The organism is Bacteroides sp. Ga6A2, assembly GCF_000702225.1.
Lineage (GTDB): Bacteria > Bacteroidota > Bacteroidia > Bacteroidales > Bacteroidaceae > Ga6A1.
In genome coordinates this window covers 1-15,410 of record NZ_JNKX01000018.1, presented here as the reverse complement: position 1 = coordinate 15,410, position 15,410 = coordinate 1, and the positions used below count along the sequence as shown (strand labels likewise).

Genomic DNA, 15,410 nt, shown 5'->3' with positions numbered 1-15,410 from the left:
CGTTATCCCAGATTTTGCATGTCGTTCAGTTTCTTGTAGTATCCGCCAAGTGCGATGAGGCTCTCGTGCGTGCCGCGCTCAACAATCTTTCCTTCGTGAAGAACGTAAATCTTGTCGGCGTTGCGTATCGTGCTCAGACGGTGGGCGATGGCAATCGTCGTGCGCGTCTTCATCAGGTGCTCGAGTGCATCCTGAACCAGACGTTCGCTTTCGGTGTCGAGGGCCGATGTAGCCTCGTCGAGAATCAGAATCGGCGGATTCTTCAGGATTGCTCTGGCAATGCTTACTCGCTGTCGCTGTCCGCCGCTCAGACGGCATCCGCGGTCGCCCACGTTGGTGTCGTATCCGTTTTCAGACTCCATTATGAAGTCGTGCGCGTTGGCAATTTTTGCGGCGGCGATAACATCGTCGAGCGTTGCGTTGTCAACTCCAAAGGCGATGTTGTCGAAGAACGACGCGTTGAACAGTATAGCCTCCTGGTTAACGTTGCCGATGAGAGAGCGCAACGAGTGCAGGGTTGCATCCTTGATGTTTACGCCGTCAATCAGAATTTCGCCTATGTTGGTGTCGTGATAGCGCGGAATGAGGTCGACGAGCGTAGATTTTCCAGAGCCCGACTGACCGACCAGCGCAATCGTCTGACCTTTCTTTATCGTGAGGTTGATGTCTTTCAGAATTGTGCGTTCAGAATTGTAGCTGAACGATACGTTTTTCAGCTCGATGCTGTCCTTCAAATCTTTGAATTCGATGGCATCTTTCTTCTCCCTGATGCTGTTTTCGGCATTCAGAATCTTGTTGATGCGCTCCATCGAAGCAAGACCTTTTGGAATATTGTAACTTGCTTTTGATAAGTCTTTTAACGGGTTGATTATACTATATAGTATAACCATGTAGAATATGAATGTTGGGGCATCTATGCTCGAATGATTCGAGAAAATGAGCGTTCCGCCAAACCACAGAACCAGCACGATGAGGCATGTGCCCAAAAACTCGCTTACAGGATGCGCGCTCGACTGACGGATGGCCACCAAGTTAGAGGCATCGCGAAACTCGTTGCTGCATTGCTCAAATCGGTTTATCATCTTGCGCTCGGCAATGAACGCCTTGATGATGCGCAGACCGCCCAGAGTCTCTTCCATCTGAGTCATCGTCTCGCTCCACTTGTTTTGTGCGGTAAGCGACTGCTGCTTCAGTTTCTTGCCTATCGCGCCCATCAGCCAGCCCATAAGCGGAAGAACGGTTATGGTAAACAGCGTAAGCTGCCAGCTTATGAACACAAGCGTAGCGAAGTAGATGATGATGAGTATCGGGTTCTTTATCAGTATCTCGATAGAACTCGTGATTGATGTTTCAATCTCCGTAACATCGCCGCTCATTCGGGCAATGATGTCGCCCTTCTTCTCTTCAGAAAAGAAAGCCAGCGGAAGATTAACCACCTTTTTGTACACTTTTACGCGGATATCTCTTACAACGCCCGTGCGCAGCGGAATCATTATGGCTGCCGAGCCGAAGTATGCGCCCGTCTTCAGCAAGGTAGTGAAGGCAAGGAACAGACCGAGAAACAGAAGCGTGAGCGACGAACCGTAGGTGTTGATGAGCGTGCTTGTATAGTAGTAGAAGTTATTTATGCACAAATCCTTTATGCTGTGGTCGCTGTCCCATTCCATAAACTGATACGATGTGTTGTCGATGTTGAACAGCATGTTCAGCATTGGTATCAGCGATGCAAACGAGAATATATTAAGCACAGCTGAAAGAAGGTTGAATACCACTGCCCAAACAAGATATTTCTTGTAAGGCGCAAGATACTCCTTCATTAGGTTGAAAAACTCTTTCACTATGTTATTTTGATTAAGTAAATAATATTGACTTCTGCTATCAGATGCGGAGCGTTATTTTCGTCCGAAGTCCGCCGGAATCTCGCCCCACTTTTCGGTTTCCCACTTAATTATGGGCGTGGTGTACTGGTTGTTTTTGAGCCAAGTTTCCGCCCTATGGATTAGGTCGAACAACTCTTCAGTCTTCGGGTTGAGTTCGAGTTTCGTCTTGCATTTCTTCTGCGCCACCCAACTCATGGCGTTCCGGCTGTCGCTGTAGATTGAAAGGTTTGTGATGCCTTTCTGCTTAAGTAGCGCAAGACCGTGAACGATGGCAAGAAACTCGCCTATGTTGTTTGTGCCGAAAACCGGACCGTAATGGAAAATCTGGGCACCAGTCTTCAGGTCTACGCCGCGATATTCCATCGCCCCAGGATTTCCGCTACAGGCGGCATCTACGGCAATGGCGTTCGATGTAACCTCGAGAGGCAGCGGCAGAACCGTATCGCTGCGATATGTCGGAACGTCGGAAAGAGCCGCCTTCTTTGGCGCGGCTTTCATAGCGTTGCTTCCAACATAGTCGTAGGGCGACGAGTAGAAAGCCTCTTCGGCTTCCTGCTTAGTGCCGAAAGACTTGTAAAGGGCTTTGTCAAAGCCCTTTACTTGTTTTTCGCAATCTTTCCAGTTTGTATAAATTCCGGGTTCGACTCCGTGCCAAACCACATAAAACTTTTCTTTAGCCATTACATTCTTTCAGGAACTTCGATGCCAAGAAGGCTCATTCCAAGTTTGATAATCTTGCTTACCTCGGCAGAGAGTGCAAGACGGAAAATCTTCTTCTTCTCGTCCTCTTCGCGAAGAATGCTATAGTCGTGATAGAACTGGTTGTACTCCTTAACCAAGTCGTAGCAGTAGTTTGCTATACAACTTGGGTTGTAGTCTGTGCCAGCCTGCTTAACGGTTGCGGCAAAGTCTGAGATATTCTGGATAAGGTTCATTTCCTTCTCGTTAATCTCAACCGACTTGTCGAGATGCTCCGGAATGTTCAGGCCCTCGGCGGCTGCCTTGCGCAATACGCTGCGGATACGAGCGTAGGTGTACTGAATAAACGGACCTGTGTTTCCGTTAAAGTCGATGCTCTCGGCTGGGTTGAACAGCATGTTCTTGCGTGCATCTACCTTCAGAATGAAGTATTTGAGTGCGCCCAAGCCTACAACGCGTGCAATCTCGTTAGCCTCTTCAGGAGTGATGTCCTGAATCTTGTTTATCTTGTCTTCTGATGTCTCCTTGGCATTGCGAATCATCTCAGAAATCAAGTCGTCGGCATCGACAACCGTTCCTTCGCGGCTCTTCATCTTTCCGTTTGGAAGTTCAACCATTCCGTAAGAGAAGTGAACGAGGTCTTTTCCCCACTCAAATCCAAGTTTGTCGAGAAGGATTGAAAGAACTTGGAAGTGATAGTTCTGCTCGTTTCCAACAACGTAAATCATCTTGTTGATAGGGAAGTCCTGAAAACGAAGTTTTGCAGTACCGATATCCTGAGTCATGTACACAGATGTGCCGTCTGAACGCAGAAGAAGTTTCTCGTCGAGACCTTCTTTTGTAAGGTCAGCCCATACAGAGTTGTCGTCGCGGCGATAGAAGAATCCTTTCTCCAGTCCTTCCATAACCTTGTCCTTACCCTCAAGATATGTATTTGATTCGTAGTAAATCTTGTCAAACGAAACGCCAAGAGCCTTGTAAGTCTCGTCGAATCCGGCATAAACCCAGTTGTTCATCTTCTCCCACAGGGCGCGAACCTCAGGGTCGTTGTTCTCCCACTTAACAAGCATGTCGTGAGCCTCCTTGATAAGCGGAGCTTCCTGTTCTGCCTTAGCCTTAGCCTCTTCTTCGTTCATGCCCTCGGCAACGAACTTAGCCTGCAATTCCTTACATTCTTCCTTGTAATGCTTGTCGAATGCAACGTAGTAGTCGCCAATAAGATGGTCGCCCTTCTTGCCCGATGATTCAGGAGTCTCGCCGTTGCCGTATTTAAGCCATGCAAGCATGCTCTTGCAGATGTGTATGCCTCGGTCGTTAACGATGTTTGTCTTTACAACCTTGTTGCCGTTAGCCTCCATAATCTGTGCTATTGCCCAACCCAGCAGGTTGTTGCGCACATGACCGAGGTGAAGAGGCTTGTTTGTATTTGGTGATGAGTATTCAATCATCACCAGCGGACTCTGTTCTGTTACCGGAACAAATCCGTATTTTGGGTTCTGATGAATTTCGTCGAGGAGTTCAATCCATGACTCTGAAGAGATGACGATGTTGAGGAAGCCCTTAACCACGTTGAACGATGCCACGAGGCTTGAGTTCTGCTTTAGGTATTCGCCAATCTCCTGTGCTGTGTCCTCTGGTTTCTTCTTGCTCATTTTCAAGAATGGGAACACAACAAGGGTCAGATGCCCTTCAAACTCTTTCTTTGTCTTTGAAATCTGCACCATGCTGGCAGGAACTTCCTGTCCGTAGAGTGCCTTAACGCCATCGATAACCGACTGGCTCAATATGTCTTCAATCTTCATTTATTTTGGAGTGTTTTTGTCTTTTAAGGTGCAAACTTACATAAAATATTTTGAATAACTGAATAAATTAGTAATTTTGCACCCAATTAGGAAAAATATACTATATGGATTTTAATAAAGCTCCTGTATCGAAGAACCTGATAATCATCAATGTGCTTATCTGGCTTGCATTCGAGGTGATGCACAGAATGGGGATGAGTTTTGATAGCATGTTTGCGTTGCACATGTTTGCTGCGAGCGATTTTCATTGGTATCAACTTATCACTTATCAGTTTATGCACGGAAGTTTTATGCATGTATTTTTTAACATGCTCGCCGTGTTCTGGTTCGGTCCGGTAATGGAACGTACTTGGGGAGCGCGTAAGTTTCTTTTCTTCTATGTTTTTTGTGGAATAGGTGCCGCCCTAACTCAAGAACTTGTTCAGTATATTTATTATTTCCAGATTGAACATCTTGACAGATACAATGCCGTTATGATAGATAACGTGGCTATTCCTGTAAATTCTTATCTTAATTTCATGCAGACTGTTGGTGCATCTGGCTGTGTGTTCGGAATCCTGCTTGCCTTCGGAATGTTCTATCCAAACGAGCAGATGTTTGTTTTTCCAATTCCGTTCCCTTTGAAGGCAAAATGGATGGTTGCCGGATATGCCGCCTTCGAACTCGTAACAGGAATGAAGGCTGCGGTAGGCGACAATGTAGCCCATTTTGCGCATCTCGGCGGAATGTTGTTCGGTTTGCTGATAATACTCTACTGGAAAAAGTACGGCGATTACAGACTGCCTCTCGGACTTGAACCGCTGATAAACGAGAATTGCCCGAAGGAGCGTAACATATTCTACAAACTAAAGAATATCTTCTCGGGCAGAGAAAAGAAAGACTTCAAGGTGCATACAAACAAAACATATTCAGAACGAAAAGAACAGCCTCATGCAAGGCCTAAGCGCGACCCTGAGATTGATGCAATTCTGAAAAAAGTGCGTGAGTCGGGCTACGATTCGCTCACCACCGAGGAAAAAAGAAAACTGTTTAATGGATATTAAATGAATTTCGGGATAAAACGATTACTTGTTAAATGTCTGTTCACGGCCAACACCGGCATAGTGTTGCTGTGTATCTTGTCGGCTTATAGCGGACACATCTCACCGGCAGATTTCAAATATGTGTCGTGCGTTCCCATGATGTTTCCTATATTTCTTGTGCTTACGGTCGTTGCAGGCATCGTAACGCTTCTGTTCAAGCCGATGTATGCAACAATGCAACTCTTCTGCTTCGTTGTGTGCTTTCAGCAGATAAAATCTGTTTTGCCGCTCAACTTGTCGAGCGAGCCTACTGCCGAAGAGCGTAAGGATTACATAAAAATTCTGAGTTACAACACCTGCGGCTTTAACGACCCCGAAGGCAACGACAGCACAAATGCCGTGATTGACTATATCGTTGCGAGCGATGCCGACATCGTCTGTCTGCAAGAGTCAAATCTCGAGGATGATAACAAATTCGGAAAACTTAAGAAGAAGTTCGGCGTATATCCGTATCAGACAGAGATGCTCGTTGGCGACACGATTCACATAAAAAACGGTCTTGCATGCTTTTCAAGATATCCAATTGTATATATAAATAAGGTGGTATATCCGGCAGAGGGCAACGGAACTCTTGTGTATAAACTTCTTATTGATGGCGATACGGTAGCTATTGTGAACAATCATTTCGAGAGCAATAGACTAACCCCCGAGGAGAAGACAACGTACAAGAATATCATAAAAGAACATGATGTGAACACTATGCCGGGCGACTCGAAGATGATTATTGGCAAACTGTCGAATGCCTCGGCACGAAGAGCCGTGCAGGTTGATGCCGTAGCAGAGGTGATAGACACGCTGAGAACAAAATATCCGCTCATCGTGTGCGGCGACTTCAACGACCCACCAATCTCGTACACGCATAATCGTATAAGCGAGAATCTTACAGATTGTCACACGGCTGCCGGAAAAGGCCCCGGAATATCCTACAACCAACGCGGATTCTTCTTCAGAATAGACAATATAATGATAAACGATAAGTGGGACGTTAAGTACTGCAAAGTGGATAATTCTATCTCGAAATCAGACCATAATCCGATATTTGCGTACTTGCAGAGACGGAAATAGACACTTTTTATCATAAATATTTATAAAAAAGTGCGCGAAGTGCCGCGAAAAAGATAAAAAATAATTATATTTGCGCGCTTATTGGACGTTTTTTGCAATGTTCAACTGCATTTGCGATAGGAAATAATAAAAATAAATTATAATCTAAAAAAATGCAAAACAAAGGATTCGTAAAGATTTTTGCGGTGTTGCTGACACTCATTTGCATCTTTTACCTGTCTTTCTCATTTGTAACTCGCCACTACGAAAGTAAGGCGGCTGCAATGGGCAAGGAAGAAGGCGCGGCTTTCCTTGACTCTGTCATGAAGGAAAAGGTGTATCTGAATATCTATACACTAAAAGAATGTCGCGAGATGGAAATCGGCCTTGGCCTTGACTTGAAGGGCGGTATGAACGTTATCCTTGAGGTTTCTGTGCCAGATGTTGTAAAGACATTGGCTGACCACAAGACTGACAAGGCTTTCAACGATGCTGTTGCCAATGCTGCTGCACAGGCAGAGCAGAGCCAGAAGGATTTCATCACATTATTCGTTTCAGAGTATCACAAATTAGCACCAAACTCTCGTCTTGCTGAGATTTTCGCAACTCAGCAGCTTAAGGGCAAAGTAAGCACATCAAGTTCAGACTCAGAAGTTGAAAGCGTATTGCGCGAGGAGGTTAAGGCGGCTGTAGATAACTCTTACAATGTACTTCGTACTCGTATCGACCGTTTCGGTGTGGCTCAGCCAAACATCCAGACTCTCGAAGGTCAGACTGGCCGAATCATGGTCGAGATGCCGGGTATCAAGGAGCCGGAGCGTGTGCGTAAGTTGTTGCAGGGTTCTGCAAACCTTGAGTTTTGGGAGACTTACGATGCTAACGAGGTATATCCGTTCCTTGTAAGCGCAGACGAGCACGTTCGCGATATTATTGCAGGCACCGACACAACAGCAAAGGCTGCAACAGCCGACACAGCTGCCGTTGCCCAGTCTTCTGCTAAGAGCGTTACAGAGACCCTTAGCGCGTTGACTAACAAGAGCGATGTTGCAAAGAAGAGTTCTGCTGTTGTTGACAAGGAGCACCCTCTTTTGTCAAAGCTTAACCCTGCAAACTATGGTTGTGTTGTAGGTTACGCAGTTGCACGCGATACTGCCGATATCAACAAGTACTTGGCTATGGCTAAGAACACTCTTCCTTCAGACCTTTCTTTGAAGTGGGGTGTTAAGGGCGTTACATTCGGCGAGAAGAACAAGACTGAATACTTCGAGTTGTATGCAATCAAGGTTACTCAGCGCGATGGCAGAGCACCACTCGAGGGTGATGTCGTTACAGATGCTAAGGACGAGTTCGACCACACAACTGGTCGCCCATGCGTAAGCATGCAGATGAACTCAGACGGCGCACGTCGTTGGGCTGCTCTTACAAAGGCTAACGTAGGTAGAGCTATTGCTATCGTTCTTGACGGTTTGGTATATAGTGCTCCAAACGTAAACAACGAGATTAACGGTGGTAACTCACAGATTACAGGTAACTTTACTCCAGAAGATACAAAGGACTTGGCTAACGTGTTGAAGTCAGGTAAGATGCCTGCTCCTACACACATCGTGCAGGAAGACATCGTAGGTCCGTCACTTGGTCAGGAGTCAATCAATCAGGGAATCACATCGTTCGTAATTGCGTTCATCATCCTTATGATTTACATGTGCGCAATGTACGGCTTCACTCCGGGTATGGTTGCAAACGGCGCTCTTGTGCTCAACTTCTTCTTCACACTCGGTGTATTGACATCATTCCAGGCTGCACTTACAATGAGCGGTATTGCTGGTATGGTTCTTTCGCTTGGTATGGCGGTTGATGCCAACGTGCTTATCTACGAGCGTACTAAGGAAGAGATGAAGGCTGGCAAGCATGTTGCTGATGCAATCTCTGCTGGTTACAGCAATGCATTCTCTGCAATCTTCGACTCTAACCTTACATCAATCATCACAGGTGTAATCTTGTTCTACTTCGGAACAGGTCCTATCCGTGGTTTCGCAACTACATTGATTATTGGTATCGTCTGCTCATTCTTCACAGCAGTGTTCTTGACTCGTATGGTATTCGAGCACTTCTTGAAGAAGGAGAAGTGGACTAACCTTACATTTACAACTGGTTTATCAAAGAACCTGATGACAAATACACACTTCCATTTCATGGGAGCATACAAGAAGTCGTTCACTGTATTCGGAATCCTTCTTGTTGCTTGTGTAGCATCATTCTTTGTTCGCGGTCTTAGCAAGTCTATCGACTTTACTGGTGGTCGCAACTATGTTGTTCGTTTCGAGAAGCAGGTTGAGCCAGAAACAGTACGCAGCCTTGTAGCAGCAAAGAGCGGTGAGGCTAACGTGTCATGTATCGCACTTGGTACAGACCACAAGACAATCCGTATCTCTACAAACTACAAGATTGAGAGCAACTCTACAACTGTCGATTCAGAAATCGAGGCATTGGTATTCGAGGCACTCAAGGGCGGTAACCTTTTGGCAAGCGATGTTGACTTGGCAAGATTCATCGACCGCGATAATCAGAAGGGTGGTTCTATCATCAGTTCACAGAAGGTTGGTCCTTCTATCGCTGAGGATATCACTTTCGGTGCAATCCTTTCTGTAGGCTATGCGTTGTTTGCAATCTTCCTTTACATCCTGCTTCGTTTCCGCAACGTGTCATACTCTATTGGTTGTACAATCGCGCTTGTTGTTGATACATTGCTTATCATCGGTGCATACTCATTGTGCTGGGGCTGGATGCCTTTCTCTCTCGAGATTGACCAGACATTCATTGGCGCAATCCTTACTGCGATCGGTTACTCAATCAACGATAAGGTGGTTATCTTCGACCGTATCCGCGAGAGCTTCGGCTTGCATCCAAAAGAAGACCGTCAGATTCTGTTTAACAGCGCGTTGAACACAACTCTTGCACGTACTATCAATACATCTGTTTCTACATTGATTGTATTGCTCTGTATCTTCATCCTTGGTGGTGAGAGCATCAGAAGCTTTGCATTCGCAATGATTCTTGGTGTAGTTATCGGTACTTGCTCATCATTGTTCGTCGCTGCTCCTACTGCATACCTCGTAATGGGTAAGCGCATTAAGGAGGCTGATTTGACAGCAGCTGAATAATAAACACTATAAAGCCTCTTTTGCCCCCGAACGGCAGAAGAGGCTTATAAAAGCCCTTGTAGTTCAACGGATAGAATAGAAGTTTCCTAAACTTTAGATAGGGGTTCGATTCCCCTCGGGGGTACATTTGAGGAAAACAAGTATAAAATAAAAGAAATTAAGTGATAGATTATCAATAAGTTCTAAATTTTATACTTGTTTTTGTTTTCATAAAAAAGACTAAGTGTTTGCTTTTTTGGCTACCCTTTGGCTACCCAAAATAAAAAAGTTTTTATATTTGCAATCATAAGAATTTAAAAGCAACAAATGACATGTCTTTAAAGAAAGATATAAGAAGCGATGACACTTATATAATAAGTCAAGACAGCACCGATAACCCTAAAATTGGTGCTAAGATTTTGAGTAATGGAAGAGAAAGTCTGTTTCTTGACTATTACTTAGGCTATCAAATGGTTTATTCTGAAACATTGGATAGGGAAGTTTCAAAGAAATACAGAAAGAGGGAATACCTTAAACTCTATTTGTGGCAAGCACCAAGAACACCGCTTGAAAGACAACAGAATAAGGAAACATTGGAGCTTGCAAAGAAAATTAGGTTTGAGAAAAGCCAAGAAATCCTTGAAAATATGGAAGGATATAGGCTAAAGACAAATCACAATGCAAATTTTCTGGACTTTTTCCAAAGCTATATTGCCAATTACACAAAGAAAGACATTAAGGTTGTGCAAATGGCATACAACAGGTTTGTTGATTTTCTAAATGCAACAAGTGAGTACCAAATGTATGCAAAGGTGTTAAAGCCAGAGCATATTACAAAAGATATGGTTGAGGCTTTCACAGAATATTTGCAGACAAGGAGTGTTGGAGAAGGGGCAAAAAGTGTGTATAAGCGTTTCAAGAAGGTTGTAAAATATGCTGTAGAGCATGATGTGATGTTGAAGAATCCTTGCAATGGCATTGTAATAAAGATTGATGAGCAGTTGCTAAGAAAAGATGTGCTATCGCCAGAGGAAATGAAGAGGCTTATTGAAACACACTATACAGGCGAGAATCCAATAATAAGAAGAGCGTTTATATTCTGCTTATATTGTGGGCTAAGATACTGTGATGTTAAAGACCTCACATTTGCAAACGTGGATTTCTCAAACAAGTTGTTGAAGTTTGAGCAGAACAAGACAAAGGGACATAGTGCAGCAAGCGGTGTTGTTATTCCATTAAATGATGGTATCTTAAAATTGATTGGCACACCAGAAACTGACAACAGGGATGAACTTATATTCAAATTGCCAACTTATGCAAGTTGTTCAAAGGCTGTAAAGCATTGGGTGAAACATGCAGAAATCAATAAGCATATTACATGGCATTGTGCAAGACACAGCTTTGCAGTAAACATTCTAAACAACGGTGCAAACATTAAGACCGTTGCAAGCCTGTTGGGACATAGCGATTTGAAGAATACAGAGAAATACACAAGAGCAATTGACAAGCTGAAAGAGGATGCAATAAACAGTTTGCCTGTGCTTACCCTTGATTAAGATTAATATATGGTATCATAAAGAAAAAATGGACAAAGGAGATTTTGGGGAAATGACTTTTTCCTTATTGGAAGAGTACAGAAAATCATCTGAATATCAGAAAACGAGAGATATGCTAATTTGGAACGTACCAAATTGGGCTGAATATCTTTATGCAAAGATGAAGGGAAAGCGTGGTAATGTAAATAAGGCTGAGGCTTTATTTTTAGCCGCTTTTTTGTTTGAAAAAACAGAACGTATAAAAATATGGTTGAATTATCTTAAAGAATATGGTAATGTAGAATTTCAATTTAATGCTTCTGAGAGTTTGGAAAACCTACAAAAAATCATATGTCCGTCTGTTTTGACAGAGAGTGAAGAGGAAAATGTGAAAAATGGCATGGAATATAGAACGAATTTGACTAAAAATGATGTAAGACAATTTAGAAAGGATTTGTCGGTCGGAACAGACATTATTGAAAGATACTTGAAAGATTGTGAATTGGCTAATAGTCATTCAACTATACGGGGATTAGATAATTTGGAAAATTGTGAATCATCATTTTACAGACCACATTTTCCATATATGTATAGTTGTTTTGATGATATTGCAAATAAGGCTGTTAAGTTAAGTGATTACATTACAAATCACTATGATTTTAAGATGGCTGCAACACTTTCAAAAATAAATAGAGGTGTTTGGGGACTAATATATGTAAAATATGATTGGAAGGCAGATGATAGAAAGAGGGCGGTATTCTCTCAGTTCCCAAAGGTTGAAAGAGTGTTGAATGACATTTGTGATTGGTATCTGGAAGAGGCTTGTAAAATACCTTATGAGGATATTAAGAAATATTATGTGGATTGTAATACAGGCGAAGTGAAAAATAGAAAAACCAAAGAGGTTTTTAAACCGTTATTAGGCGATGTGCAAACAACGGATGTTCAAAGCATCAACCCAGAGCCTCAACAAAGTAAAACAACGAGAAGGAAAGGCAGACCAAAGTATACGTTTAAAGATTATATGGTAAATGATGAAGATGGCAGAAAGTTAGAAAAGATACGTTCTGTAATGAATGGTAGAAAAGGAAAGAAGGCAGCTTTGGTAATATGGACTTGTATGAAAATCGGCTGGATAGTACCAACACCAACTTTTAAAGCTGTGGCTGATGAATTTGGGAATATTGGGACACAACAGGGATTTACAGGATATCTTAATGATATGTCATTTACTGATGCTGAAAAAGAATCGATGGAAAATATCTTTAAAAAAAGTTGATGCCTTAATAAGGTGAAACGGTTGTATAAAATTGTATTTAATTGTTTGGAGAAAATCCACAATTAAGTACAATTTTCTTTTTTTCATAGTGCTGTTTTTCTTTTGTTACTTTGCCATTGTAATCAAATGCCAGAGTGCAAGCGGTAGATGATTGCAATTGGGGCAAAGAAGCATAAGCCTTGCACCTTATAGCGGTAGCCCAAACCATCTTAAAAACTAATAAAGATGGCAGAAGAAATAAAAAAGGTGGCTGACCTTATAACAGCCAACACACTATTTTGCACTAAGGAAGTGCTTACAAGTGATGAAACTGCAAAGTATTTGGGTATCTCAAAGAGTTATCTGTATAAGCTTACAATGAGACAGCAGATACCACATTACAAGCCAATGGGGAAAATGTGCTATTTTAACCGTAAAGAGGTTGAAAGTTGGTTGCAGAGCAACAGATGTGCAACAGCCAATGAGATAGAACAACAGGCACAAGCCTATTGCATGAAGAAAGGGGGTAGACTATGAATACACCGAACATAAGCTATTATGCAAAGATGGTAAACACTACCCAGAAGGGCAAGAAAACACCCAAGTACACTATTGTTGCACAAGCTGGATTTTATCCCCCAATGGATGCTTTAAGAGGGAAAAATGGGACAATATCATTTTACCTTTTGGCAAGCAAAGACAGCGGCAGCACCAAGGACAATGCACCATCAATGAAGTTACAGGGCAAAAACAGCCTTAACTTTACAGGGCTAAAAGAATATTTCCAAGATGGAAAATTGAGCGGCTTTGCCTATGGCAATCCTTCTGACAAACAGACATACAGCAAGGACAATAAGCCAAACCCTTTCTATGAGTACAGAGAAGATTGTTTTTTGTTCTTGATAGAATGGGATGAAAAAGACCCTACAAACCTAATACCAATTTCTATTGAATTGATTGTGTTGGACGGTGCAAAGGTTCTTTCAAGTGCATATTGCAAGCAGCTTGTTTTGGGTGGCTTTGATGAGCCTTTGAAGGCTTTGAGAGAACAAGCAAAGAAAGTAAATGCCTTATAATAATATGTAGTTTGTGGGCAAAATTTGGTAACACATTATACATATGTATGATAAGGTGAAACTATGGATTGATAGGACAATAGTTGGGGAGCATTTCCCCACTATTGTAAACTATCTGGATGATGCAAATACCCAGATAAACCATCAGACAGGAGAGGTTAAGACATTTGGCAGCTTGAATGGCTTGAAAGTTTCTGTCTTTGCTGGTGGCTTGTATGTGGTGGGGAGTTTGCCCAAATATCTGTATGGTAGCAATGTTTATTCTTTGGATAGACATACAACAGCTAAAGCATTTGAAAAGTTGGAAGATGCTTTGCACGTTACCATCGGGAAAGCATCTGTTACAGGTGTGGAGTTTGGTACAAACTTTCTAATGAAGCACCAAGTACCAAATTATCTTGTTAAGTTGGGAAATATGCCAAGGTTGAGCAGATACCACTTTGAGCCATCAACCTTGTATTATAAGGGAACAGGCAAGCAACAGCCCAAAGTATATGCTTTCTATGATAAGAAGGTTGAAGCGACAACTAAAGGCATGGCTTTTCCAGAGGACTTGAAGGGGGCAAATATGTTAAGATATGAGATGAGGCTAAACGGCAGACTGCCACAACAATTGAGAGTGGCAGAGGTTACCGCCTCAACATTAACACAAGCCCCCTTTTACAAGATGATGGTTAAACGCTATCAAGATAGTTACTTTTCAATATCCAAACAGAACAATATCAAAACAAACATTATGAGTGAAATAAAGACTGTTTCAGACGCTTTTAATGTGTTTGTGGCAAGATTGATAAGTCAATCAGACCAAACCCAAATAAGCGGTTTCCTTGATGAATTAAAAGAGGCTGGTGTGTTTGAGGACAGAAAAAACTACAGCCGTTTAAAGAAGAAAATACAGGAAATTGCTACAAAAGCAAATATCACCGTAACAGATGAGTTGATGAGAGAGCTGGATGATGAGATTAAAAATTGTGGTGCTTATGTTTAATTGGTGTTTTGTAAACAGCATTTTTACAAATTTTACACATAAAAAATGTAGTTTTTTGTAAACAACAAGAAAAAACAAAAATGAAAGGTTATACAAACAACCCAAATGGCAGACCAAAAGGCACACCCAATAAGATTACACAAGATATGAGGATGTGGCTTTCATCTGTATTGGATAAGAACCGCCACCAGATGGAACGTGATTTGAAATCACTTGAACCCAAAGAACGCTTGTTGATGTTGGAAAAACTGATGCAGTATGTTGTACCAAAGCAACAGGCGGTAAGTGCAGAGATTGATTTTTCAACGCTTACAGATGAGCAGTTGAATGTGATTATTGAGAACTTAACAAAAGGAATAGAAGCCGATGAAAATTAAGTTAGACCGTGAAAAGAAAATTGAGTTGCTGAAATGGTTGAAGCAAGGATATGCAGAAAGTAAAACCATTGAAGCGTGGTGTAGTGATGGTGAAAACACTCTTAGACCGCCATCTGAAATGACAGAGGATGAGATAATAGCAGAGATTGAAAAAATCAGAGCAGCAAGAGACGTTTAGTAAACGTGCCATTAGGCATAAATAAGAGGGTGTGTCAAAATAGGCACATCCTCTTATTTGTTTTTTTACAGGCACGGCGTGGAAAGATTCTTTCTATGCCGCTTTTTTGATGTAAAATCTGTCACAAGCACCCACGAAGCCGCATTTTGCGTTATATAGTCGGTATATTGGTATAAAAACAGCCTTTGAGAGACCGTTCTGTGCCTGTTTTCTCATCACGGCAGCCATTTTCTTGATGTCAAAGGCAATGGCGAAGAAGGCAAAGTCCATGGTGACCTTGCCCTTGCCGAAGTGACGGAAGCGCTTGTACTGCATGTTGTATTTCATCTGTCCGAAGACGGCTTCCGGTTC

14 protein-coding genes and 1 tRNA gene are annotated in these 15,410 nt (G+C 42.5%); 11 read left to right on the top strand and 4 right to left on the bottom strand.

Features of this window, described 5'->3' with window-relative positions; genetic code table 11:
- Positions 1–2: 2 nt before the first annotated feature.
- The 3 genes from T538_RS0106195 to argS are packed head-to-tail and all read right to left on the bottom strand — an operon-like array spanning position 3 to position 4,381.
- Complete coding sequence (locus T538_RS0106195; protein WP_031532747.1) at positions 3–1,838, bottom strand: ABC transporter ATP-binding protein; 1,836 nt, start codon at positions 1,836–1,838, stop codon at positions 3–5.
- 54 nt (positions 1,839–1,892) lie between these two features.
- Positions 1,893–2,561 (bottom strand): ribonuclease H1 domain-containing protein, encoded by a 669-nt coding sequence (locus T538_RS0106190; protein WP_031532748.1) that lies wholly within the window; start codon positions 2,559–2,561, stop codon positions 1,893–1,895.
- On the bottom strand, positions 2,561–4,381 hold the full coding sequence (gene argS / locus T538_RS0106185) for an arginine--tRNA ligase (protein ID WP_031532749.1): 1,821 nt from the start codon (positions 4,379–4,381) through the stop codon (positions 2,561–2,563). Before argS ends, T538_RS0106190 begins: the two co-directional genes overlap by 1 nt.
- Before the next feature lie 104 nt (positions 4,382–4,485).
- On the opposite strand from argS, the gene T538_RS0106180 reads away from it, so the two are divergent.
- The 11 genes from T538_RS0106180 (at position 4,486) to T538_RS0106130 (ending at position 15,059) form a co-directional block, all read left to right on the top strand.
- The gene (locus T538_RS0106180; RefSeq protein ID WP_031532750.1) at positions 4,486–5,424 is read left to right on the top strand and encodes a rhomboid family intramembrane serine protease; all 939 of its coding nucleotides are present in this window, start codon (positions 4,486–4,488) and stop codon (positions 5,422–5,424) included.
- Complete coding sequence (locus T538_RS0106175; RefSeq protein WP_051655917.1) at positions 5,425–6,528, top strand: endonuclease/exonuclease/phosphatase family protein; 1,104 nt, start codon at positions 5,425–5,427, stop codon at positions 6,526–6,528.
- 152 nt (positions 6,529–6,680) lie between these two features.
- Positions 6,681–9,668, top strand: coding sequence for a protein translocase subunit SecDF (gene secDF / locus T538_RS0106170; RefSeq protein ID WP_031532752.1), 2,988 nt, complete (start codon positions 6,681–6,683; stop codon positions 9,666–9,668).
- Between the two features lie 52 nt (positions 9,669–9,720).
- A tRNA-Arg gene (locus tag T538_RS0106165) sits at positions 9,721–9,792 on the top strand.
- A 187-nt stretch (positions 9,793–9,979) separates the two neighbouring features.
- The gene (locus tag T538_RS0106160; RefSeq protein WP_051655916.1) at positions 9,980–11,203 is read left to right on the top strand and encodes a site-specific integrase; all 1,224 of its coding nucleotides are present in this window, start codon (positions 9,980–9,982) and stop codon (positions 11,201–11,203) included.
- 28 nt (positions 11,204–11,231) lie between these two features.
- Positions 11,232–12,461, top strand: a complete 1,230-nt coding sequence (locus T538_RS0106155) for a hypothetical protein (protein ID WP_155993031.1) — start codon at positions 11,232–11,234, stop codon at positions 12,459–12,461.
- Between the two features lie 225 nt (positions 12,462–12,686).
- On the top strand, positions 12,687–12,977 hold the full coding sequence (locus tag T538_RS0106150) for a helix-turn-helix domain-containing protein (protein ID WP_031532755.1): 291 nt from the start codon (positions 12,687–12,689) through the stop codon (positions 12,975–12,977).
- Positions 12,974–13,516 (top strand): hypothetical protein, encoded by a 543-nt coding sequence (locus tag T538_RS0106145; RefSeq protein WP_031532756.1) that lies wholly within the window; start codon positions 12,974–12,976, stop codon positions 13,514–13,516. Before T538_RS0106150 ends, T538_RS0106145 begins: the two co-directional genes overlap by 4 nt.
- A gap of 55 nt (positions 13,517–13,571) precedes the next feature.
- Complete coding sequence (locus T538_RS0106140) at positions 13,572–14,504, top strand: phage/plasmid replication domain-containing protein (RefSeq protein WP_231497069.1); 933 nt, start codon at positions 13,572–13,574, stop codon at positions 14,502–14,504.
- 80 nt (positions 14,505–14,584) lie between these two features.
- Positions 14,585–14,881: a hypothetical protein gene (locus T538_RS0106135; RefSeq protein ID WP_031532758.1), complete on the top strand. Its 297-nt coding sequence runs from the start codon at positions 14,585–14,587 to the stop codon at positions 14,879–14,881.
- The gene (locus T538_RS0106130; RefSeq protein ID WP_031532759.1) at positions 14,871–15,059 is read left to right on the top strand and encodes a hypothetical protein; all 189 of its coding nucleotides are present in this window, start codon (positions 14,871–14,873) and stop codon (positions 15,057–15,059) included. The genes T538_RS0106135 and T538_RS0106130 overlap by 11 nt, the downstream gene beginning before the upstream one ends.
- A 93-nt stretch (positions 15,060–15,152) precedes the next feature.
- On the opposite strand, the gene T538_RS18830 is transcribed toward T538_RS0106130, so the two are convergent.
- A partial coding sequence (locus tag T538_RS18830; protein WP_034538923.1) for a transposase occupies positions 15,153–15,410 on the bottom strand: 258 nt, incomplete at its 5' end.